20 protein-coding genes are annotated in these 23,607 nt (G+C 54.0%); 13 read left to right on the top strand and 7 right to left on the bottom strand.

The window, feature by feature from the left end; genetic code table 11:
* Positions 1-4: 4 nt before the first annotated feature.
* Complete coding sequence (locus tag BQ5591_RS03230) at positions 5-1,813, bottom strand: AMP-dependent synthetase/ligase (protein ID WP_071148410.1); 1,809 nt, start codon at positions 1,811-1,813, stop codon at positions 5-7.
* Positions 1,814-2,025: 212 nt separating this feature from the next.
* Between BQ5591_RS03230 and BQ5591_RS03225 the strand changes: the two genes are divergently transcribed.
* Both BQ5591_RS03225 and BQ5591_RS03220 read left to right on the top strand, forming a co-directional pair.
* Positions 2,026-2,634 (top strand): porin family protein, encoded by a 609-nt coding sequence (locus tag BQ5591_RS03225; RefSeq protein ID WP_022163875.1) that lies wholly within the window; start codon positions 2,026-2,028, stop codon positions 2,632-2,634.
* A gap of 316 nt (positions 2,635-2,950) precedes the next feature.
* Positions 2,951-4,021: a M20 family metallo-hydrolase gene (locus tag BQ5591_RS03220; protein WP_071148409.1), complete on the top strand. Its 1,071-nt coding sequence runs from the start codon at positions 2,951-2,953 to the stop codon at positions 4,019-4,021.
* A gap of 21 nt (positions 4,022-4,042) precedes the next feature.
* Here BQ5591_RS03220 and BQ5591_RS03215 read toward each other — a convergent pair whose 3' ends face one another.
* The 4 genes from BQ5591_RS03215 to dut all read right to left on the bottom strand — a co-directional run bounded on the left by BQ5591_RS03215 (position 4,043) and on the right by dut (position 8,410).
* Positions 4,043-5,335, bottom strand: coding sequence for a murein hydrolase activator EnvC family protein (locus BQ5591_RS03215; protein WP_022163877.1), 1,293 nt, complete (start codon positions 5,333-5,335; stop codon positions 4,043-4,045).
* Positions 5,336-5,398: 63 nt separating this feature from the next.
* Positions 5,399-5,944: a DUF4292 domain-containing protein gene (locus BQ5591_RS03210; RefSeq protein WP_071148590.1), complete on the bottom strand. Its 546-nt coding sequence runs from the start codon at positions 5,942-5,944 to the stop codon at positions 5,399-5,401.
* A gap of 154 nt (positions 5,945-6,098) precedes the next feature.
* Entirely contained in the window at positions 6,099-7,961 is a 1,863-nt protein-coding gene (locus tag BQ5591_RS03205) for a tetratricopeptide repeat protein (protein WP_071148408.1), read from the bottom strand.
* 14 nt (positions 7,962-7,975) lie between these two features.
* Positions 7,976-8,410 (bottom strand): dUTP diphosphatase, encoded by a 435-nt coding sequence (dut, locus tag BQ5591_RS03200; protein ID WP_071148589.1) that lies wholly within the window; start codon positions 8,408-8,410, stop codon positions 7,976-7,978.
* 294 nt (positions 8,411-8,704) lie between these two features.
* On the opposite strand from dut, the gene BQ5591_RS21325 reads away from it, so the two are divergent.
* Both BQ5591_RS21325 and BQ5591_RS03195 read left to right on the top strand, forming a co-directional pair.
* Complete coding sequence (locus BQ5591_RS21325; RefSeq protein WP_159434425.1) at positions 8,705-8,893, top strand: hypothetical protein; 189 nt, start codon at positions 8,705-8,707, stop codon at positions 8,891-8,893.
* Between the two features lie 234 nt (positions 8,894-9,127).
* Positions 9,128-10,459 (top strand): deoxyguanosinetriphosphate triphosphohydrolase, encoded by a 1,332-nt coding sequence (locus BQ5591_RS03195; RefSeq protein WP_071148588.1) that lies wholly within the window; start codon positions 9,128-9,130, stop codon positions 10,457-10,459.
* Positions 10,460-10,525: 66 nt separating this feature from the next.
* On the opposite strand, the gene BQ5591_RS03190 is transcribed toward BQ5591_RS03195, so the two are convergent.
* Together BQ5591_RS03190 and BQ5591_RS03185 are read right to left on the bottom strand one after the other, a co-directional pair.
* On the bottom strand, positions 10,526-11,512 hold the full coding sequence (locus tag BQ5591_RS03190) for a glycine N(alpha)-acyltransferase GlsB (protein WP_022162790.1): 987 nt from the start codon (positions 11,510-11,512) through the stop codon (positions 10,526-10,528).
* Positions 11,513-11,536: 24 nt separating this feature from the next.
* On the bottom strand, positions 11,537-12,367 hold the full coding sequence (locus BQ5591_RS03185) for a lyso-glycine lipid O-acyltransferase GlsA (protein WP_071148407.1): 831 nt from the start codon (positions 12,365-12,367) through the stop codon (positions 11,537-11,539).
* Positions 12,368-12,599: 232 nt separating this feature from the next.
* Between BQ5591_RS03185 and BQ5591_RS03180 the strand changes: the two genes are divergently transcribed.
* The 9 genes from BQ5591_RS03180 (at position 12,600) to BQ5591_RS03140 (ending at position 23,606) form a co-directional block, all read left to right on the top strand.
* A complete protein-coding gene (locus BQ5591_RS03180) occupies positions 12,600-13,103 on the top strand; it encodes an RNA polymerase sigma factor (protein ID WP_022162788.1) in 504 nt (167 codons plus the stop codon).
* Between the two features lie 416 nt (positions 13,104-13,519).
* Entirely contained in the window at positions 13,520-14,020 is a 501-nt protein-coding gene (gene mraZ / locus BQ5591_RS03175) for a division/cell wall cluster transcriptional repressor MraZ (RefSeq protein ID WP_071148406.1), read from the top strand.
* A gap of 34 nt (positions 14,021-14,054) precedes the next feature.
* Positions 14,055-14,987, top strand: a complete 933-nt coding sequence (gene rsmH, locus BQ5591_RS03170; protein ID WP_071148405.1) for a 16S rRNA (cytosine(1402)-N(4))-methyltransferase RsmH — start codon at positions 14,055-14,057, stop codon at positions 14,985-14,987.
* 12 nt (positions 14,988-14,999) lie between these two features.
* Positions 15,000-15,362, top strand: coding sequence for an FtsL-like putative cell division protein (locus tag BQ5591_RS03165; RefSeq protein ID WP_022162785.1), 363 nt, complete (start codon positions 15,000-15,002; stop codon positions 15,360-15,362).
* A 59-nt stretch (positions 15,363-15,421) separates the two neighbouring features.
* Entirely contained in the window at positions 15,422-17,566 is a 2,145-nt protein-coding gene (locus BQ5591_RS03160) for a penicillin-binding protein (RefSeq protein WP_071148404.1), read from the top strand.
* A 135-nt stretch (positions 17,567-17,701) separates the two neighbouring features.
* Complete coding sequence (locus tag BQ5591_RS03155) at positions 17,702-19,156, top strand: UDP-N-acetylmuramoyl-L-alanyl-D-glutamate--2,6-diaminopimelate ligase (RefSeq protein WP_071148403.1); 1,455 nt, start codon at positions 17,702-17,704, stop codon at positions 19,154-19,156.
* A gap of 112 nt (positions 19,157-19,268) precedes the next feature.
* On the top strand, positions 19,269-20,537 hold the full coding sequence (mraY, locus tag BQ5591_RS03150; RefSeq protein WP_071148402.1) for a phospho-N-acetylmuramoyl-pentapeptide-transferase: 1,269 nt from the start codon (positions 19,269-19,271) through the stop codon (positions 20,535-20,537).
* Positions 20,538-20,628: 91 nt separating this feature from the next.
* Positions 20,629-22,035, top strand: a complete 1,407-nt coding sequence (gene murD, locus BQ5591_RS03145) for a UDP-N-acetylmuramoyl-L-alanine--D-glutamate ligase (protein WP_235817031.1) — start codon at positions 20,629-20,631, stop codon at positions 22,033-22,035.
* A gap of 254 nt (positions 22,036-22,289) precedes the next feature.
* The gene (locus BQ5591_RS03140) at positions 22,290-23,606 is read left to right on the top strand and encodes an FtsW/RodA/SpoVE family cell cycle protein (protein WP_071148401.1); all 1,317 of its coding nucleotides are present in this window, start codon (positions 22,290-22,292) and stop codon (positions 23,604-23,606) included.
* The last annotated feature ends 1 nt before the right edge of the window (position 23,607 follow it).

Genomic DNA, 23,607 nt, shown 5'->3' with positions numbered 1-23,607 from the left:
GGACTTACTCCTCGTACATGCGGTCGATGACATCCTTGTAGTTCTGTGCCACAACAGCACGTTTCAGTTTCAGCGTGTTCGTCAGTTCGCCGCGCTCCATGCTGAAGGGCTTGGGCAGCAGCGTGAAGCGCTTCACCTGCTCGTAGTGGGCAAACTGCTGCTGCAGGGTGTCGATGCGGGCACGAAACAGAGCCTGTATCTTGGGATGCTGCAACAACTCTTCCATACTGTTGTAGGCGATGCCTTTCTCCTTGGCATAAGCCTCCACCAGCCCGTAAACGGGGACGATGAGGGCAGAGACAAACTTGCGTTCGTCGGCTATGATGGCCACCTGGTCGATGTAGCGGTCGATGATGAACCTCGTCTCCAAAGCCTGCGGACAGATGTATTTGCCATTCGAAGTCTTGAACAGGTCCTTGATGCGGTCGGTCAGGTAGAGCACGCGGCCTTCCAGACGTCCGGCGTCGCCCGTATGGAACCATCCGTCCTTGTCGAAAGCGGCGGCGGTGGATACCGGTTTGCGGTAATAGCCGGGCGTGATGGTCTTACCACGCAGCAGGATTTCGTTGTTCTCGCCTATCTTCACTTCCAGGTCGGGCATCACCTCGCCCACCGAACCCAGCTCGAAGCCCACGGGCGGGAAGCAGGACACGGTGGCCGTCGATTCGGTCAGTCCGTAGCCCACCACCATGTTGATGCCTACCGAATGGACAAACTCGCACACTTCGTTGGACACGGCGGCTCCTGCCGTGGGGAAGAAGGTGCCGTTCTCGATGCCGATGGTCTTCTTCAGGATGGCATAGACGGTCTTTTCGTAGAACTTGTATTTCATGTGGAGCATCAGGGGCGGTGTCTTTCCCTGACGAAGGTAGTCCAGGTTGTACGCCCGCCCTACCTTGATGGCATCCAGTATCATGGCCCGTTTCAGACCGGTCTCCTGATTGATGCGTTCCTGCACGCCCTGATAGACCTTCTCCCAGAAGCGGGGAACGCTGCACATCACCGTGGGGCGTATCTCCTTGATGGTCATCTGGATGTCCTGCGGATGCAGGTTGATGCAGACTTGTGCACCGCGTTGCAGGCAGACGTAGGTCCAGCCACGCTCGAAGACGTGCGTCAGCGGCAGGAAGTTCATCGAAACGTCTTTGTCCGTCAGCGAAGGGATACGGATTTCGTGCGTACGGAAGGCTTCCATGTAGTTGTAGTGCATCAGCATGACGCCTTTTGGTTCGCCTGTCGTGCCCGAAGTGTACAGAATGTTGGCAATGTCGCTGTCGGCCACTTCTGCTGTGCGTTTCTCTACTTCGGCTTCGTGCGGCAGCCCCTTGCCCAGTGCAAGGAACTCGTCGAAGTAGATGGACATCGACTGGTCGCGGGCGTCTTTCTGCACCTTGCGGTCGAAGATGATAACTTGCTTGAGCGACGGACACATGCCGAACACACGGATGGCGGCGTCGTATTGAAACTGTTCGCCAACGAAGAGGTAACGGATGCCGGCATCGTTGATGATATACTGCGCCTGTGCAGGCGAACTGGTGGCATAAAGCGGGATGGTGACAGCACGGTCGGCATAGGCGCCGAAGTCCACGTAAAGACATTCGGGTTTGTTCTGCGAGAAGACGCCGATGTTTTCCTGAACTTCCACACCCAGCGTCAGCAGGGCATTGGACACTTGGCGCACTGTCTGCGAGAATTCGTTCCAGGAGACAGCGTTCCACTGTGCTTTTTCATAGTCCCTGTATTTCAGGGCTACTTTATCTCCATACTTCTCCGCCTGGCGGTGTACCATGACGGACAAATGATGATAAGCCATGTCTGTTATAAAATTGGTTAATGTTTTGCAAAGGTAGTGGTTTCATTTGAAACTATCTGCCTCCTTATGATAAAATATTCGGAGCAAAACCTCCCAAGCGGGATATTCCTATACAAAAAACAAGAATTACCTGATTTTCTTACCTGCCGATTAACAAAAAATCAAATATATTCCTATATTTGCAATTGAGTAACCCTTAAATTTTAACAAGCATGAAAAAGTTTTTAGCATTAGTAGCATTATTAGTGGCCGGCATTTCGGGCATGAATGCACAGGAGAGTCTTAAGTGGGGTATCACCGCAGGTCTTAATTCAAGCAACTTCTCGGTAAGCGGATTCGACAGCCGCATCGGTTTCCATGCCGGTGTAAAGGCCGAAATGGGACTTCCCCAACTGGCCGATGGAATCTATCTGGACATGGGAGCACTACTCTCGCTGAAAGGTGCCAAAGTAGATCTTGGCCCTGCAGGATCTGTTAAATACAATCCTTTCTATCTGGAAATCCCTATTCACATGGGTTACAAATATGCCGTTAACGACAAGTTTGCTATCTTCGGCAACTTCGGTCCTTACATTGGCATCGGACTGTTCGGCAAAGCAAAAGCCAGCGGTGAACTGATGGAAGGCGAAGACACTTCTGTCAATGTCTTCGGTGACGATGCCATGAAACGCTTTGACTTTGGTCTGGGGCTGAAAGCAGGCGTAGAACTGAATCAAAAATACCAGTTATCCATCGGCTACGACTGGGGCTTGATTGACAACATCGAAGACAGCGGCAACAAGAACCGCAATCTGATGATTTCACTCGTGTACTTCTTATAACCGAAGAATATACCGAGGAAATTACTTCCTCTTCTTGTGTGGGCAATTCCGCAAGCCGCCAGGTAACGGAGTTGCCCACACCTCTTTTTTACCACCCACCCGATATCGCCCTAGACCCTACAAAAGGGCACTTTGAGCCACACTTGCACGGCTCGTGAGAGACACTTGTACGGCTCGCGAGAAACACTTGCACGGCTCGCGAGCCACACTTGTGTCCCAGAAATGCACTGCCAACGATGAGTTTTTTCCACAGCGGCGTGCGTTGTCTTTCACTTTTTATCCGTAAGTTTGCAACAGTAAAATCAAACTTCTGCTTATGACCTACGACATACCTACCCTGGCTTCGGACGCCATCGGCCTGCTGAAGTCGCTGATAGCCATCCCCTCCGTAAGCCGCGACGAACAACAGGCGGCCGACTTCCTGCAACGCTACATCGAAATGCAGGGAATGGATACCGGACGAAAAGGTAACAACGTGTGGTGCCTCAGCCCCATGTTCGACCTGAACAAACCGACCCTGCTGCTCAACTCGCACATCGACACCGTGAAGCCCGTCAACGGCTGGCGGAAAGATCCGTTTACCCCGCAACTGGAACCTAACGGCAAACTCTACGGACTGGGCAGCAACGATGCCGGTGCCAGCCTTGTCAGTCTGCTGCAAGTGTTCCTCCAGCTGTGTCGCACACGCCAGCACTACAACCTGATCTACCTGGCTTCGTGCGAGGAAGAAGTTTCCGGCGCCGGAGGCATCGAATGCGTGCTTCCCGAACTGCCGCCCCTGGCGTTTGCCCTCGTGGGCGAACCTACCGAAATGCAACCCGCCATTGCCGAAAAGGGTCTGATGGTGCTCGACGTCACTGCCACAGGCCGCTCGGGACACGCTGCCCGCGAAGAAGGCGACAACGCCATCTACAAGGTGCTGGACGACATCGCCTGGTTTCGCGACTACCGCTTCGAGCAAGTATCGCCCCTGCTGGGTCCTGTCAAGATGAGCGTAACCATGGTCAATGCCGGCACCCAGCACAACGTCATCCCCGACCGCTGTACGTTCGTGGTGGACATCCGCAGCAACGAGTGTTACACCAATCAGGCATTGTTCGACGAAATCACCCGCCACATCCATTGTCAGGCCAAGGCCCGCTCCTTCCGACTGAGTTCATCACACGTATCGCCCAAGCATCCGCTGGTGCAACGCGCCGTCGCCCTGGGTCGCACACCTTTCGGCTCGCCCACCCTCTCCGACCAGGCCCTGCTGTCGTGTCCCTCGATGAAGATGGGTCCCGGCAAAAGCGCCCGCTCGCACACGGCCGACGAATTCATTTTCGTAAAAGAAATAGAAGAGGCTATCGGACTGTATCTGGAGTTGCTGGACGGAGCACAGCTGTAAACCTGTTACCCCTAAACAGTATCAACGCTCCAGCCACCCCTCCGGATTCAGCTTTTCCTTCTCCTTGCGGAGCTGGAAGTGGAGAACGGTGCGACCGCCGTCGGAAGCATCGGAGAAGACGGTACCGAGCGACTGACGGGTCTTCACCGTGTCGCCCGTCTTGACGGAGGCTGAAGAAAGGTTGCAATAGACGGAGATGTAGGCGCCGTGGCGGACAAGGATGTTGAACAGGCCGTTTAGCTTGAAGACGGCAGCTACCTTACCGTCGAAGATGGCACGTGCCTGTGCGCCGGGCTTGCCCTGGATGTCGATACCCTTGTTGTCGAGCTTCACCCCGCGAAGCCCCTCGACGCTGTATTGCCCGTAGTGGCTGGTGATGAGGTAAGGACCCGTGATGGGCATGGGCAGCTTGCCGCGGTTGCTGACAAAGGTGCCCGACAGTTCGCGGTCGGCCTTGCTCATGTTGAACCGCTCCAACGGAGCAGCTTTCGACTTGGTGCCCGACGAGCCGCTTTTAGTCCCCTCTGACTTACGGCGTGCGGCAGCTTCGCGACGGGCTTCTTCCTCGGCCCGCTTGCGTGCCTTCTCTATCTCTTCGGCTATCAGGCGATCGATACGGGCATTCAGTTGGTTGGCCTCGCGGCGTTTGCGCGATATTTCGTTCTGCAGTCCGCGCTGCTTCTTTTGCAGATTGGCAATGAGGGTGCGTTTCTCTTTCTCCTGCGCCTCCAGTTTTCCCTTTTCGGCTTCACGCTCCTTCAGCAGACTTTCCTTGGCCTGCTTCACCTGTTTCAGCTCGGCTTGCTTGGCAGCAATCTGTTGCTGCTTTTTCTGAATTTCTTCGCCTTGCAGACGCTGGTAGGTGGCATACTCGCGCACGTAACGCAGACGGCGGTAGGTTTGTGCCAGGTTTTCGGCAGAGAAGATGAACATCAGCTTTTCTTCAACCGAACGGTTCTTGTACAGGTAACGCACGGAAGCGGCATACTTCTGGCGCTTCTCCTTAAGCTGACGGCGCAACGTAGTGAGTTGGCGGTTGAGCGAGGAAAGTTCCTGCTCGATGGCTTCCATGTCGCGGTTGATGCTGAGGATGTAACGTTTCCGTTCTTCTATCTGTCCGGTCAGTGCGGCAAGGCCGTTCAGCTGGCTGCCCACGGTTTTCTTGGTAGACTTCAACAGGGTTTCGGTCTCGGCAATCTGTTTCTGCAAGTCGCCACGCTTGTTTTCCAGCTCCTTGATCAGTTTGTTCGACTGAGCCAGAAGCGGCGATGCACAGGTGCACAAGAGGAAGAGAAGAATCAGTATTCGGGACATTTCGGAAACGGTTAGGGACTTATAAATTCAACGTTGTTCAGTACTCCGGCGACCGCCTTGGGCTCAGGCGGAAAGGTCGAGCAGCATTTCGAGCAGCTCTTCCAGCGTCACTTCGCGATAGCGGGAAGAAACTTCGGTGGGCGTCAGATTGATGGGTTTGTTGGAGAACTCGGTCAGCTCGATGCGGCACTTTTCGAGGTCTTTCAGCCCCAGCTCCTTGCCGTCGATCCAGTTCTTGGCACCTGGACGCGAAGCCTTGAAGAGCATCTTCTCCAGATTCTCGAAGTTGGCCTTGCGGGGCAGCATGCCGCGAAGTTCGCCACGGGTGACACGCACGTAGCGTTTCCCCATACGGTCGACGAGCAACACCTCATCGGGCGTAATATCCATTCGGGCTACCTCGGTGCGCAGGATAGGCATGAGGAAGGAAAGCTGCATACGCTCGCCACTCTTCAGTTTCATAGTGCCGCTTACGGTGAACGTGGCATCCTTGTGAGGGATGGTCAGACGGACTTTCGACGACAGGCAGAGGGACTGTGCACCATGGCTTTCGGCCTTGCGCGAGGTCTTACAGCCGGCCAGACTTACGGTCAGCAACACAAGAAGCATCAGCCGCAGGCAGAGGCGGGCGGTGAAGAACGGTGTCCGCACGGCAGCGGAACGCAGAATGGGAGTGTTATCGGTCATTGTTTCGGATATTATCGGTTGATATATATGGTTTCGTTATCGGCGGGAAGAAGCAGACCGATGCCGGCCAATGGTGTCAGTCGGCAGGAATGTACTTCTTCTTCTCGATTTTTTCTTTCAGCTTGGGCGACTTGCATCCCATGTCGAGGGCTTGTTTCCAGTACTTCAGGGCACCGTCCACGTCGCCTGTCATGTAGTAGATGTCGCCGCAATGCTCTACGACGTCCTCGCTCTGCCCGCCGCCGTTCTTCATGGCGTCGTCGATGTAGAGACGTGCCTCGGCGTAGTTGCCCTTTTCGAAGAGAATCCAGGCGTACGTGTCGAGGTAGGTGGCATTGCCCGGCTCGGCCTTGACGGTGCGATAGCTCATTTCCTCGGCACGGTCGAGGTCGCGACGTTCGAGCGAAAGGTAGTAGGCGTAGTTGTTGAGCACGCCGATGTTATCGGACTTGTAGACCAGTGCTGAGTCGTAGGCGGCATAGGCCTGCTCGGTCATGCCGTCGGTGTGGTAGGCATCGCCCATGATGGCATAGAAGTCGGACACGAGATCTTTCTTGCTTTCGGGGGTGACGCGTTCCAGTGCTTTCCGACAGGTGGAAAGCACGTCGGCGGTGCGATTGTCCTGGTTGTAGCCGATGGCCAGGTAGAAGTAGAATTCGAGCATATCGGGATTGGATTCTACTCCGGCCTCGCAGAGGTCGACCACAGCTTTATTGTCGTTCTGCCGTACGGCTTCGCCCAAAAGTGTCATACGGGCAGCCGTGTTGGTAGGATCGATATCGAGCACGCGTCTGAGCACGGGGAGCGACTGTTGGTTCATGCCTTTCGACAGGAGGTACTGTGCATAGAGCATGGGCAGGTCGGGCTCGTCGGGGTCTTGCTGCATGATGCGGTCGAAGAGGGTGATGATGCGCAAGCTGTCGCCGTCGGCCTGCTCGTTGCGGATGATGAGCTGGCGCATGATGTTGGACTTGATGTCGGGCGTCACCTTGCGGTTGAGCAGCAGGGAGTCGAGTTGCTGCTGGTAGAGGGAGTCCTGACCCGTTTCTTCGTAATAGCTTGCCAGCGAGTACATGGCCATGGCGTTGTCGGGTTCTTCGGCAAGCACCTGCTGGTAGATGTCGTAGGCTTCGTCTTTCTTGCCGTTCTGCAAGTAGACGTCGCCCAGCACAACGCGGTAGCGCAGGTCCTGGGGATATTCGGCCACAAGGTTCTCCATCTCGCCGAAAGCGCGCTTGTTGTCGCCCTTGCGCAGATAGATGCGGAACTTCTCAAGGCTGAGCTGTTCGTTCTTGCCCATGCGCTGTTCGAGCAGGTTCAGCACGTCGAGCACCCGGTCGTAGTCTTCCTGCTGGTTGTAGATTTCGAGCAGGCTGTACAGAGGGTCAATACGGGTGGAAAAGCGCTGCACCATATCTTCAAGCAGGACGGTTGCCTTTTCGGCCTCGTTCTGCTGCAGGTAGAGCTGCGACAAGGCCTGGGCGTACCAGTAATTGTCGGGGTCGGCAGCTACGGCCTGTTCGATGGTGGCCGTGGCACGGGCAGGCTGCTTCAGGTAGAGGTAGTACTGAGCCAACTCGTACAAAGCCGAAGCGTCGTGCGGATTGATGGCAAGACTGTGTTGCAACAAGTCGAAGGCAGCATCGTAGTCGCCCGCCTGCTTCAGGCGGATGGCTTCGAGGAAGTAGTAGTCGAACTTGCGCTGCTGTTCCTCGGTGAGTTGGGGCACGGGAGCGGCTTCGGCCTGACGCTTTTGCTTGTTGCGCTTCTTCTTCGGCTTTTTGGCGTCGGGCTTCTTCTTGTTGGCGGCGGTGTGAGCACCTGCGATGGCAGCCGATGCCGCCAGGCCGCCGGGCAGTCCGCCTACGATGGCGGCATAGGAAGTCATACACAGGGCGCTCATCCAGAGCGCGAGCAATATTTTTATTCCGAGTTTCATGCTACGTTTGTTCGTTAGTTTTTGCCCGTGTGGCCGAAACCTCCGGCTCCACGTTCTGTTTCGTCCAACACTTCCACTTCCTGCCACACGGCCTGCTCGTGGCGGGCTATCACCATCTGGGCGATGCGTTCGCCGTCTTCGATGACGAAAGGCTCGGCCGACAGGTTAACAAGGATGATGCAGACCTCACCGCGATAGTCGGCATCGATGGTGCCGGGCGAGTTGAGCACGGTGATGCCCTTCTTCAAAGCCAGTCCGCTACGCGGGCGAATTTGCGCCTCGAAGCCCGCAGGCAAGGCGATGTAAAGCCCCGTGGGTACCAGGCAGCGCTGCATGGGAGCCAGCGTAATGGGTTCTGTCAGATTGGCGCGGATGTCCATTCCCGCCGAGAGCGAAGTGGCATAAGCCGGAAGCGGATGCTTCGATTTATTGATAATCTGTACGTTCAGCATATTCTTGTTCGGTATTTGGCGCCTGCCCTACCGACGGATGACGACGAAAAGCAGGCCTCGTTTTAACGGGCAAAAATACAGATTTTGGAGCAAACGGACACAATTTTGCAGTTAAATAATGAGAAACACGTTCGAAGCCGTGGGCAAAGGCTGAGTTCCAGAAATCAATCTGACGAAAATCCAGACCAAAAGCAAGCAAAAAGACAGAAAAACGCCCGTTTCAGCAACAACGCCTTCCGACAAAACCTGCAAAGCAGGGAAACCGGAAGCAGCCGATATGCAGAAAAGCGCATGAATATACGTGAAAAAGAACCGAATTGTGCATACCTATGCGCCGGAGACGATGCTGCACTGCGCCGGAATGCTTGTGCGGAAGGAGAGCAACGCTTGTCCGGCTCGGCTGAAATGCTTGTGTGGCTCGACCGGATTGCTTGTGCGGCTCGGGAAGAAAGCAGACGACGGATGCGAAGAGGGCACTGAATGAAGGCAAGAAGCATCTTTCGCCTCCAGAATATTTGTAAGCATTTCGCTACCATACTATCCGACAGACAGATAAGCAGTTTCCGCTTCGAAAACAGCCGGTGCGCCGCACCTCCGGACGAAAAACGCGATTCTAAGGCGACCGGCGCGACAAAGTGTCAAAATGAAAGGAAGCATTTTTTCTGTCGGAAAATAGTGATACATTTGCAGACGGTAAAACATAAGGAACGCAACATGATGAACTGGAACCAACTCCTCTCCGCCAAGCGCTTCGGACTGGAAGAATATCACTCCGAGCATCCCGAGAACCGCTCGGAATTTCAGCGCGACTACGACCGACTCATCTTCTCCGCCCCCTTCCGGCGGTTGCAGAACAAGACGCAGGTATTCCCCCTGCCGGGCAGCATCTTTGTGCACAACCGACTGACGCACAGCCTCGAAGTGTCGTGCGTAGGACGCTCGCTGGGCAACGACGTAGCACGCGCCCTGCTGGCCAGCCAGCCCGAACTGCACGAAACCTTCCTGGCCGAAATCGGTTCCATCGTCTCTGCCGCCTGCCTGGCGCACGACCTGGGCAATCCGCCCTTCGGGCACTCGGGCGAACGTGCCATCTCCACCTTCTTCTCCGAAGGCGGCGGACTGGCTCTGCGCGACCGTCTGACCGACGCCGAGTGGAGCGACCTGACGCACTTCGAAGGCAACGCCAACGCCTTCCGTCTGCTCACCCATCAGTTCGAGGGACGCCGCCGCGGCGGCTTCGTGCTGACCTACTCCACGCTGGCCAGTATCGTGAAGTACCCCTACTCGTCGAGTCTGACCGGCAAAAAGTCGAAGTTCGGCTTCTTCACCACCGAGGAAGACAGCTTCCGCCGCATTGCCGAAGAGCTGGGCATGCAGAAGCTGAACGACGCTCCGCTGAAGTATGCCCGCCACCCGCTGGTCTACCTCGTCGAAGCCGCCGACGACATCTGCTACCAGATGATGGACCTGGAGGACGCCCACAAGCTGAAGATCATGACCACGGCCGAGACGCAGGCACTGATGCTGTCGTTCTTCACCGACGAGCGGAAAGCACGCATGCAGAAGACCCTGCAGATAGTGAGCGACACCAACGAACAGATAGCCTACCTGCGTTCGTGCGTCATCGGACTACTGATACGCGAGTGTACCCGCGTCTTTTTGGAGAACCAGCAGGCCATCCTGGCCGGTACGTTCGAGGGACCACTCATCCGCCACATCGACTCCCTGCCCGCCTCGGCCTACGAACACTGCGCCGACGTTTCGTTCGAACGCATCTACCGCTCGCGCGACGTACTCGACATCGAGCTGGCCGGTTTCCGCATCATCGGCACCCTGCTCCAGCTGATGACCGACGCCGTGTGTGCCCCGGAGAAGGCTTACTCCCAGTTACTCATCAACCGCGTGTCAAGCCAGTACAAAATAAATTCGCCTGTATTCCACGAAAGAATACAGGCGGTATTGGATTATATTTCGGGCATGACCGACGTCTTTGCGCTCGACCTCTACCGTAAGATAAACGGCAACAGTCTGCCTACTATTTCTTAAATACAAGCGAAGAAGGGCGTACTGAAACCAAAGGGATGCCTGTCAGTACCCCCCCTACTTACATTATTACTTGCTGGGGTAGAACAGTTTATTCACCCCCGAAGTCAGGTGGCACGCATCCGGTTCGCTCTCGATGAACGACTGGATGTGACGCATACGCTTCTCGGCCAGAATCTCGTCGACGGCAATCAGGATGCCGGTCTCTTCCACGTCGCCAAAGCCGTAGTTGATGGCGGTGCCGAACATACGCATTGTGGGGCTCAGGCTCATGTAAGCGTTCACCAGCGGCGGAATGTTGTAGCCCAGCTTACGGATTTCGCCGTTCAGAATCTTATAATCTTCCTTGAACGTGTCTTTGCAGAACAGTGCGGCAAGTTCCTTCTCGTCCGACTCCAGCTGCAACGGCTCCATGGGAACAATCAGTCCCTCCTTATCGCCGAAATGCTTGCGCAGGAAGTACAGAATCATGTCGCGTCCCTTGCGGTTGTAGCTGGGGTACATGGTCACCTTGCCGAAGAAATACTTCACATTGGGCATTACTACGGTCAGCGCGCCCAACCCGTCCCACAAGTTGTCCAAAGCAAACAGACCTTTGCTTCCTGCACGTGTAGACTGGTACTCCAGCGTCACAAACGAACGTCCCAGCTCGATCGTGGTAGGAAGATACTCTTTCAAAAACTTCTCCGAAAAGTGGAACATGTGCGAAGTAGCCAGAATAGGAGCTCCGTGCTCGTCGAAGCGCACATCGGTGCCCAAAATATACCGGTAACCTCCCAGAATTTCCTCTGCTTCGGGATTCCATACAATCAGCTGCTTGTAAGGATGCTCCATGGTGTCGAACTCGTCAATGTCCATCGACATGCCGGTTCCTCCGCCTGCCGCACGGAATGCAATCTCGCGCAGACGGCCAATCTCCTTCATGGTGTTGGGAGAGTCTTGCGCCGTGATGATATAAATCTGGTTGTTGCTCTTGTTGGTCATTCGCAGGCGCTTGTCTTCGGTCAACTCCGCTTTCAGCAGTTCCTTACTGATAGGTTCAATAATATCTTCCATATCTCTCTTTACCTAACTCTATTGTTAATTCTCTATTTTCAGTTTATAAACGATGTCTTTCACATACTGCGCCCATTGGGTCGGCGTCTTCGACTTGTCAAACGTCTGCCAGGGAATCGGCTTGCCTATGGTGATGGTGAAAGTCTTGTGGCGGTTCTTCAGCATTTCGTCAGCCAGATACAACATCGCAATGTTGAACTTCAGGCCGATAGCCTTGCAGAAGTTGGCCAGATTGTAAAAGAAGTCGGAGTTTCTTCCTTCGAAGTGAATGGGCACGATGTCGCGGTGCGACTGTACACTCTTTACAATGAATGTCTTCTTCCAGTCCAGGTCGCGGATCACACCGTTGCGACGCCGCGAGCAAAGCCCGGCGGGAAACATTATCAGATGATTGTCGGATGCAAAGCCGGCCTCCACCAGCTTCGGGAAATCTTTCGCCTGACGTCCGGTCTTGTTGATAGGGATGCAAAGGGGAGCCAGTCCGCGGAGATTCATCAGCAGGTCGTTGACCATATACTTCACCTTGCCGTCGTAGAACGAGCCTAGCACGTAGCCCAGCGCCAGTCCGTCCTGTCCGCCCAGCGGGTGATTGCAGACAAAAGTGCAAAGCCCGTCTTTCGGCAGATTCTCTTTCCCTTCTACCACAATCGTGGCATCGAGGAAGTCGAGACTGGCTTTCAGGAAATCCACACCAACCTTGTCTTTCGACTCTCGCAAAAAGACATTCAGTTCATCCTGGTGAACAATGTGTTTCAGATAAGAGACGACAAACTTAGGTATATACTTCGACTGCTTCGGAGCTTTCTCCCGAAGAATTCTGTCAATGTCAATCAAAAACAAAGAGTCATCAGCCATTCTTCTTTACAATGAAATGAGTGCGCAAAATTAATTCATCTTTTTTATTAATTGCAAACATTTAACCGAAAACTGCACCCAAAATCTATCAAAACTCACATAAAACCTATCAATTGATAGTTTTTCCCCCTAATAATGTCTGTTTTCGGTCGGCCCAAGCCAAAGAAGTTTCGTAAACTTGCACAAGAAATCACCTGAAAGAACAAGTAAAAACCAAAACAAAGCACATTTTATGAACAGCATCGCATTTCAAAACGACTTAGTAGGAATACAAGACGAGCTCTTGCGCTTTGCATACAAACTGACTGCCGACCGCGAGGAGGCAAACGACTTGCTGCAGGAGACATCGCTCAAAGCACTCGACAATAAGGACAAATACATGCCCGACACTAATTTTAAGGGTTGGATATATACGATAATGCGGAACATCTTCATCAACAACTACCGCAAAGTGGTGCGCGACCAGACATTCGTGGATCAGACCGACCAGCTCTACCACCTGAACCTGCCGCGCGACACAGCCTTCGAAAGTACCGAAGCCGCCTACGACCTGAAGGAAATGCACCGCATCGTCAACACGCTGCCACGCGAGTACAAGCTCCCCTTCTCCATGCATGTAGCAGGGTTCAAGTACCGCGAGATAGCCGAAAAACTGAACCTGCCGCTTGGCACAGTGAAGAGCCGTATCTTCTTCACCCGCAAAAAGCTTCAGCAGGACCTCAAGGACTTTGTCTGATTTCCCAATCTTTCTCCATACATATTCAAGTTTGGCCGGCTCGCCCATGGCAACAAACCGGGCGGGCCGACTGGCCAAACAACACATTTAGCAACAGCCAACGCCAGGCACAGCCTGCAAATGAAATAACCATCGTAAATTTTAGTTGTGTCGACAAGAAGAGCTAAGCGGAACATACTCCACTTAAGCTCTTCTTTCTTTTTCCCCCACTTTACGCCACTCCCCAACAGCCATCCGCACAATGCCCTAACCCACAGATTGCCCACCAGTAAAGGGATACAGCATATTCTTCATTCTCAAACGGATAAGTCATCAACAGGGTGTTGAAAACTTCTTATAAAGATTTTGGTTAAAACATTGTGGGGAATTGTGGGGAATTATGTACTTTTACAGTCGCTTATTATAATAAGGTAGATATGATACGTTTTTTAGGCAACATCGAGGCCAAAGCAGACGTTAAAGGAAGAGTCTTTATCCCTGCTGGTTTCAGGAAGCAGCTTCAGGCCGCCTCCGAAGAACGGCTCGTGTTGCGCAAAGACGTCTATCAGGACTGCCTGGTGCTCTACCCCGAAAGCGTGTGGTTCAGCACCCAGAACCAGCTCCGCCAACGGCTGAACAAGTGGAACGCACGACAACAGGCCATCTTCCGCCAGTTCGTCAGCGATGCCGAAATCGTAGTGCCCGACGGAAACGGACGCATCCTGATTCCTAAACGCTACCTGCAAATGGCAGGCATACAAAGCGACGTGCGCTTCATTGGCATGGACAACACCATTGAAATTTGGGCGAAGGAACGGGCCGAACAGCCCTTCATGTCGCCCGAAGAGTTCAGCCAGGCCTTGCAGGAAGTACTGGGCGACGAAACCTGCCTACCGGAAGACGCAATCGAAAGCCAATACCAGAACCCAATGCCCTGAAAGCACACCAACCCAAAGCAAAGGAGAAAAAGAAATGGCAAATGAAGAACAGACATATCACATACCGGTACTGCTGAAACCCAGCGTAGACGGAATGAACATACGCCCCGACGGAACGTATGTCGACGTTACATTCGGCGGAGGCGGACACTCGCGCGAAATACTTTCGCGACTGGGCGAAGGCGGCCGTCTGCTGAGTTTCGACCAGGACGAAGACGCCGAGCGCAATATTGTGGACAATCCGCACTTCACGTTCGTGCGTAGCAACTTCCGCTATCTGCACAACTTTCTGCGCTATCATGGCATTGAGCAAGTGGATGCGATATTGGCCGACTTGGGCGTATCCTCCCACCACTTTGACGACAGCGAACGGGGCTTTTCCTTCCGCTTCGACGGGGCTTTGGATATGCGCATGAACAAACGGGCCGGACTAACCGCCGCCGACATTGTCAACACCTACGACGAAGAACGCCTGGCCAACATCTTCTACCTGTATGGCGAACTGAAGAACAGCCGCAAACTGGCATCGGTCCTCGTCAAGGCACGAAGCACACAGGCTGTCTCGACCATCGGCGAGTTTCTCGACATTGTCAAGCCTCTCTTCGGACGGGAACGCGAGAAGAAAGAACTGGCTAAAGTCTTTCAGGCTCTACGCATCGAAGTCAATCAGGAAATGGAAGCACTGAAAGAGATGCTCTACACAGCTACCGAAGCCCTGCGCCCCGGAGGAAGGCTCGTAGTCATCACCTATCACTCGCTGGAAGACCGCATGGTGAAAAACATCATGAAGACCGGCAACGTCGAAGGCAAAGCCGAGAAAGACTTCTTTGGTAACGTGAAGACTCCGTTCCGCCTGGTCAACAACAAAGTGATTGTCCCCGACGATGACGAAATAGAACGCAACCCGCGCTCAAGAAGCGCCAAGCTGCGAATTGCAGAAAAGACCGATAATGCCGATAACAAATAGAAAGAAGCAATTATGGGCAACAACGAACATACAGAAGAAAAGAAGAACGAAAAGATAAGAAGACGCACTGCATGGAAGAACATCATCGGAGGCGACATTCTGGCTGCTGACTTCTTCCGCCGCCAGAGCAAGCTGATTGTGCTCATCATGGTTCTTGTCATCTTCTATATCCACAACCGATACGCCGCTCAACAACAGCTGATAGAGATTGACCGGCTGAAGAAAGAACTGATCGACATCAAATACGATGCATTGACACGTAGTTCTGAGTTGTTGGAAAGAAGCCGGCAGTCGAAAATCGAAGAATACATCGCCACCAAAGAAAGCGACCTGCAAACTTCGACCAATCCGCCATACCTGATAAAGAACAAATAAACATATTCCATTTGAACGATAAAAACTAAACAACATTGGCTGTCAATAAACGAAACATAATGACCCGTTACTTCTTCGTCATGCTCATCATGGGTGTGATAGGAGTATTTATTATTGCCAAAGGCGCCATCATCATGTTCGCCGAGAGGCAGTACTGGCAGGATGTGGCCGACCGCTTCGTCAAAGAGAACGTCACCATCAAGCCCAACCGCGGAAACATTCTCTCCGCCGACGGTAAACTGATGGCCAGCTCGCTTCCCGAGTACAAGATCTTCATGGACTTCATGACGGGCGAACGCGACGAGAAGCGCAGAAAGAAAGAACAACACCGCAAAGACTCTGTCTGGAATGCCAACCTCGACTCCATCTGCATCGGGCTGAACAAAATATTCCCGGAGTACTCTGTCGCCACGTTTAAAGCCCATCTGAAGAAAGGGCGCAAGATGAAAAGCCGCAACTACAACATCCTGCCCAGCCGAAGCCGCCGTATTTCGTACATCCAGTACAAGGAAGCCAAAAGGCTGCCTGTATTCAAGATGAACAAATACAAGGGAGGTTTCCACGAACAGATATTCAACCAGCGCAAGAAACCTTTCGGCTCGCTGGCAGCCCGAACTTTGGGCGACCTTTACGCCGACACGGCTCAGGGAGCAAAGAACGGAATTGAGCTGGCTTTCGATACCCTGCTGAAAGGACGCAACGGTATCACACACCGCCAGAAAGTGATGAACAAGTACCTGAACATTGTCGACCTGCCGCCGGTAGACGGATGCGACATTATCTCGACCATCGATGTCGATATGCAGGATATTTGCGAGAAAGCACTGGTTGATAAACTGAAGGAACTCAACGCCAGTGTAGGTGTAGCCGTACTGATGGAAGTGCAGACGGGCGAAGTAAAAGCCATCGTCAACATGATGAAAGCCGGCGATGGCAATTACTACGAAATGCGCAACAACGCCATCAGCGACATGCTCGAACCGGGCTCTACCTTCAAGACAGCCTCCATTATGGTGGCCCTTGAAGACGGAAAGATTACGCCCGACACCGAAGTCGATACCGGCAATGGTGTTATGAACATGTACGGCAGCAAAATGAAAGACCACAACTGGCATCGCGGAGGATATGGAAAGATCAACGTCACACGCATACTGGAAGTATCGTCCAACGTAGGTGTATCGTACCTGATAGACAAGTACTACAAGGACGACCCTCAGAAGTATGTGGACGGGCTGAAGCGTATGAGCCTCGACCAGCCCCTGCATCTGCAGATACCCGGCGAGGGAAAGCCAAACATAAAAGGTCCCAAAGAACGCTACTTTGCCAAGACTACCCTGCCTTGGATGAGTATCGGTTACGAAACACAGCTTCCACCGCTCAATACCCTGACGTTCTACAATGCCATTGCCAATAACGGCGTAATGGTACGCCCCAAGTTTGTCAAGGCAGCCGTAAAGGACGGAGAAGTTGTCCAAGAGTACCCAACCGAAGTCATCAATCCGAAAATCTGCTCCGACCATACCCTCACGCAAATTCGTGAGATTCTGCGGAAAGTCGTTTCGGAAGGACTGGCCAAACCGGCAGGAAGCAAACAGTTCTCGGTATCGGGGAAAACAGGAACCGCACAGATTTCGCAAGGCGCAGCCGGATACAAAACCGGACGCACCAACTATCTGGTAAGTTTCTGCGGATACTTCCCCTCGGAAGCACCGAAGTATAGCTGCATCGTCGCCATACAGAAGTCCGGACTACCGGCCTCGGGAGGTTTGATGGCGGGAAGTGTTTTCAGCAAGATAGCCGAAAGGGTATATGCCAAGAACCTGCGCTTCGACCTGAGCAACGCAATAGACAGTACCACAAACGTGATTCCCCCGGTCAAAGCCGGCGACTTGCGTGAAGCCTCGTACGTACTGAACAGCCTGAATGTACCCGTTCAGGGCGAGGTAACCGACGGAAAGAAAGGCACCGACGTATGGGGACACACTCAGGCAGCTCCCAGCGCCGTTATCCTGCAAAGCCAGGAGATAGCAGACAATACCGTGCCCAGCGTCATCGGAATGGGAGCCAAGGATGCGGTCTATTTGCTGGAGAAACAGGGGCTGAAGGTAAGAATCAGCGGAGTGGGACGAGTGAAGCGGCAGTCCATTGCAGGTGGAAGTCGTGTCGTGAAAGGTCAGACCATCCTGCTGACCATGCACAACTAAGCATTCCGGAACTTCAGGCAAAGCTAACTGCCCGGAAAACCAAAACAACAAAGAGAAAAGACAGTATATATAATAAGGTATAGAATAAACAAGCTAACGGGAAACACCCCGTTATCCGTTATCAGAACAAAAGACATGAAACTGAACGAATTGCTTAAGACGATACAACCGATACAGATTATCGGAAGTACGGAAACGGAAATAAACGGAGTAAACATCGATTCAAGACAGATAGCCGACGGACACCTGTTCATGGCCATGCACGGCACACAGACCGACGGCCATGCCTATATTCCGGCCGCCATCGAGAAGGGAGCCGTCGCCATCCTGTGCGAAGACCTGCCCGATGAACGCAAGGAAGGCATCACTTACATACAGGTGAAAGACAGCGAAGAAGCTGTCGGCAAGGTTGCCACCCTGTTCTACGGCGATCCGACCTCGAAACTGGAGCTGGTAGGCGTAACCGGTACCAACGGAAAGACCACCATCGCTACCTTATTATATCACACCTTCCGTTACTTCGGCTATAAGGTGGGACTGATATCGACCGTGTGCAACTACATCGACGACCGTGCCGTGCCCACCGAACATACAACCCCCGACCCCATCACACTGAACCGTCTGCTGGGCGAGATGGCCGACAGCGGCTGCAAGTATGCCTTCATGGAGGTAAGCTCGCACTCCATTGCACAGAAACGCATCAGTGGATTGCGCTTTGCCGGAGGAATCTTCACGAACCTGACGCGCGACCATCTGGATTACCACAAGACGGTGGAGAACTATCTCAAAGCCAAAAAGAAATTCTTCGACGACATGCCTAAAGGCGCATTCAGCCTGACCAACTTGGACGACAAGAACGGCCTGGTGATGACACAGAACACGCGCTCGCAGGTGTACACCTATTCGTTGCGCAGCCTGAGCGACTTCAAAGGCCGCGTACTGGAGTCACACTTCGAAGGCATGTTGCTCGACTTCAATAACCACGAAGTAGCCGTTCACTTCATCGGACGCTTCAATGCCTCCAACCTGCTGGCTGTATTCGGCGCTGCCGTATTGCTGGGCAAGAAGGAAGAAGACGTACTGGTGGCCCTGAGCACCCTGCACCCGGTGGCCGGCCGCTTCGACGCGGTGCGCTCGCCCAAAGGTTTCACCGCCATCGTGGACTATGCCCACACGCCTGATGCACTGGTCAATGTGCTGAACGCCATCCACGGCGTACTGGAAGGCAAAGGAAAAGTAATCACCGTAGTAGGTGCCGGCGGCAACCGCGACAAAGGCAAACGCCCCATCATGGCCAAGGAATCGGCCCGACTGAGCGACCGTGTCATCATCACCAGCGACAATCCCCGCTTCGAAGAACCGCAGGACATCATCAACGACATGCTGGCCGGACTCGACAAGGACGACATGCAGAAAACCATCAGCATCGTCGACCGCCGCGACGCCATCAAGACGGCCTGCATGCTGGCACAACCGGGCGACGTCATCCTCATCGCCGGCAAGGGACACGAAAACTATCAGGAAGTGAAGGGCGTAAAGCATCACTTCGACGATAAGGAGGAAGTGACCCGAATCATGAACGGCGAGTAAAGCATCTCCCTCCTGCCCCTCTCCTAAGGAGAAAGGAAACGAAGGCCAGCTTCGAAAAACGAACAATGGGAAACTTTGGTAAATATAGAAACTGATAAACTAAAAGACTGATATGCTGTATTATTTATTCCAATGGCTGGACAAATACGACTTCCCCGGCGCGGGTATGTTCGCCTACACGTCGTTCCGCTCGCTGATGGCTGTCATTCTGGCCCTGCTCATTTCGAGTATCTGGGGTGACAAGTTCATCGACCTGCTGAAGCGGAAACAAATCACCGAAACACAGCGCGATGCCAGCATCGACCCCTTTGGCGTGAACAAAGTGGGTGTGCCGAGCATGGGAGGTGTCATCATCATCTTTGCCATACTTATCCCCTGCCTGCTGCTGGGCAGACTGGAGAACATCTACATGGTGCTGATGCTGATTACGACCGTATGGCTGGGTTCGCTCGGATTTGCCGACGACTACATCAAGATTTTCAAGAAAGACAAGGAAGGCCTGCACGGCAAGTTCAAGATTATCGGTCAGGTAGGTCTGGGCCTCATCGTGGGACTGGCGCTGTACCTGAGCCCGCAAGTGGTGATACGCGAAAACATCGAAATCCCCCAGCCCGACGGACAGGTGGAAGTGGTGCATGCCGCCAAAGAGATAAAGGCGACGCAAACCACCATCCCCTTCTTCAAGAGCAACAACCTGGACTATGCCGACCTGATGGGCTTTCTGGGCGAACACGCACAGACCGCAGGATGGGTGCTGTTCGTGCTGGTCACCATCTTCGTAGTGACGGCTGTGAGCAACGGTGCCAACCTGAACGACGGCATGGACGGCATGGCAGCCGGAAACTCGGCCATTATCGGCGTAACGCTGGGCATATTGGCTTACGTATCAAGCCACATTGAGTATGCCGGCTACCTGAACATCATGTACATACCGGGCTCGGAAGAACTGGTTATCTTCATCTGCGCCTTCATCGGTGCGCTGATAGGCTTCCTGTGGTACAACGCCTACCCGGCACAGGTCTTCATGGGCGATACCGGCAGTCTGACCATCGGCGGCATCATCGCCGTGTTTGCCATCATCATCCACAAGGAACTGCTTATCCCGATTCTGTGCGGCGTGTTCCTGGTCGAGAATCTTTCTGTCATTCTGCAGCGCGTCTACTACAAAGCAGGCAAACGGAAGGGAGTGAAACAACGCCTCTTCAAGCGTACGCCCATCCACGACCACTTCCGCACCAGCATGAGTCTGGTAGAACCGGGATGCAGCGTAGTCTTCAAGAGCCCCGAAAAGCTGTTCCATGAATCGAAGATCACCGTCCGCTTCTGGATTGTAACCATCGTGCTGGCAGCCATCACCATCATTACACTGAAGATAAGATAAAAGGCCTCTCCCCCAACCCCTCCCCCAAAGGGAGGGGAGAAGGTGACTGAGAGACAGAAAAAACAAAAACTGAACATTAGAAGAACAAGATATGAAACAGGAAAGTAATTGTACAGACAGAAGTAACTCTACCGCTCTCCCTGCCGGGGAGGAAAAGGAAAAGAGAACTCGGATTGTAGTATTAGGAGCCGGCGAAAGCGGCGCAGGTGCTGCCGTACTGGCCAAGGTGAAGGGACTGGATACGTTTGTTTCCGACATGTCCGCGATCAAAGACAAATACAAGGAGCTGCTGAACAAGTACGACATTGCCTGGGAAGAAGGACACCACACGGAGGAGCTGATTCTGAACGCAGATGAAGTGGTGAAAAGCCCCGGCATCCCCAACGACGCCCCCCTGATTCTGAAACTGAAGGAAAAAGGCATCCCCGTCATCTCCGAAATAGAGTTTGCCGGACGTTATACCGATGCCAAAATGATTTGTATCACCGGTTCGAACGGTAAGACCACGACCACCTCGCTCATCTACCACATCTTCAAGAGCGCAGGGCTGAACGTCGGTCTGGCCGGAAACATCGGAAACAGCTTGGCCCTGCAGGTAGCCACCGAGCAGCACGACTATTACGTCATCGAGCTGAGCAGCTTCCAGCTGGACAACATGTACAAGTTCCGCGCTAACATCGCCGTGCTGATGAACATCACCCCCGACCATCTGGACCGCTACGACCACTGCATGCAGAATTACGTCGATGCCAAATTCCGCATCACGCAGAACCAGACGCCCGACGATGCCTTCGTCTTCTGGAACGACGACCCCATCATCAAGCGCGAACTGGCCAAGCACGGACTGAAGGCGCATCTGTACCCCTTCTCGGCCGTCAAGGAAGAAGGAGCCATCGCCTACGTGGAAGACGGCGAAGTAGAGATAAACGCTCCCATCGCCTTCAACATGGAGCAGGAAGAACTGGCGCTGCGCGGCACGCACAACCTGTACAACTCGCTGGCAGCCGGTATCTCGGCCAATCTGGCGGGCATCAAGAAGGAATACATCCGCAAGGCGTTGTCCGACTTCAAGGGCGTGGAGCACCGACTCGAAAAAGTCTGCGACGTGCGCGGCGTACACTTCATCAACGACTCGAAGGCCACCAACGTCAACTCCTGCTGGTATGCCCTGCAGAGCATGACCACGAAGACCGTCCTCATCCTAGGCGGCAAGGACAAGGGCAACGATTACACCGAAATCGAAGACCTGGTACGCGAGAAGTGTTCGGCGCTGGTCTACCTGGGCCTGCACAACGAGAAGCTGCACGACTTCTTCGACCGCCTAGGCCTGCCCGTAGCCGACGTGCAGACGGGTATGAAGGATGCCGTCGAAGCTGCCTTCCGCCTGGCCAAGAAAGGTGAAACCGTGCTGCTGAGCCCCTGCTGCGCCTCGTTCGACCTCTTCAAGAGCTACGAAGACCGCGGCGACCAGTTCAAGAAGTACGTCCGCGAACTGTAATCCCTGAACATGCATTCCACACCGGTTGAAGGATGCCCGACGGCATCCTCCGGAAGGACTGCCGGACATGCGTTTGCAGGACACTTGCACGGCTCGTGAGAGACACTTGTACGGCTCGCGAGAAACACTTGCACGGCTCACGAGCCACACTTGCACGGCTCGGGCACCCTGCCAGACACCTCCTGAGAGGCCTCAAAAGCCGCCCGGAGCAACAACGAAACTGTAGAAACCATATAACTCAATTATCGACTAACGTGGATTTACTAAAAAGCATATTCAAAGGAGACAAGGTCATCTGGATCATCTTCCTCTTTCTTTGTCTCATCTCCATCATCGAAGTGTTCAGTGCCGCCAGTACGCTGACCTACAAAAGCGGCGACCACTGGGCACCCATCACGCAGCACAGCATCCTGCTGATGGTGGGAGCAGTCATAGTGGTACTGGTTCACAACATTCCCTACAAGTGGTTCCAGGTGTTCCCCGTGTTCCTGCTGCCGCTCTCCATCGGGTTGCTTGCCTTCGTCATGCTGATGGGTTTCGTCACGGGCGACCGCGTCAACGGTGCCGCCCGCTGGATGACGTTCATGGGCATCCAGTTCCAGCCTTCGGAGATAGCCAAGATGGCCGTGGTCATAGTCACCGCTTTCATTCTGTCGAAGGGTCAGGACGAAAACGGAGCCAGCCCGAAGGCCTTCAAGCGAATCATGATTATCACGTGCATCGTGTGCGGCCTCATCCTGCCCGAAAACTACTCCACGGGAATGCTGCTCTTCGGCACCGTCTACCTGATGATGTTCATCGGACGCGTCCAGGCCAAGAAGCTGTTGTTGCTAGGCGGAGGCATCGCCGCCTTCCTGGTGGTATTCGTGTCGTTCCTGCTGGCCACGCCCGACAAGACTCTTGAGAAAATTCCGATGGGCCACCGCTTCACCACCGTCAAGTCGCGTATCGCCGACTTTGCCAGCAAGGAAGAAGTGCCCGCCGCCAAGTTCGACATCGACGGCGACGGACAGGTAGCCCACGCCCGCATTGCTGTGGCTACGAGCCACGTCATAGGCAAGGGACCGGGTAACTCCGTGCAGCGCGACTTCCTGAGCCAGGCCTTTTCCGACTTCATCTTCGCCATCATCATCGAAGAGCTGGGTCTGGTAGGCGGCGCCGTAGTTGTCTTCCTCTACATCTGCCTGCTGGTACGCGTAGGACGCATCGCGAAGAAGTGCGACCGCACCTTTCCGGCATTCCTCATCATGGGCATCGCCCTGCTGCTGGTCACGCAGGCCATGTTCAACATGATGGTAGCTGTCGGACTGGCCCCCGTCACCGGACAGCCGTTGCCCCTCATCAGCAAGGGTGGAACCTCGACGTTCATCAACTGTGCCTACATCGGCATGATACTGAGCGTGAGCCGCTACACTGCCAAGCTGGAAGAACAGAAACAGCACGACGCACAGATTCCGCTGCTGGTCGATGCCGGTACCGGAGCTGCCCCCGAGCCATCGCCCTCCAGCGATGCACAGACGGCGGCCGACCCTACCTCGAAAGCCCTGAACAGCGATGCTGAATTCGAATAAC

Source organism: Bacteroides ndongoniae, from assembly GCF_900108345.1.
In the GTDB taxonomy this organism is placed as follows: domain Bacteria; phylum Bacteroidota; class Bacteroidia; order Bacteroidales; family Bacteroidaceae; genus Bacteroides; species Bacteroides ndongoniae.
The sequence above is the reverse complement of the archived record's forward strand: the minus strand, read 5'-3'. Positions and strand labels throughout refer to the sequence as shown.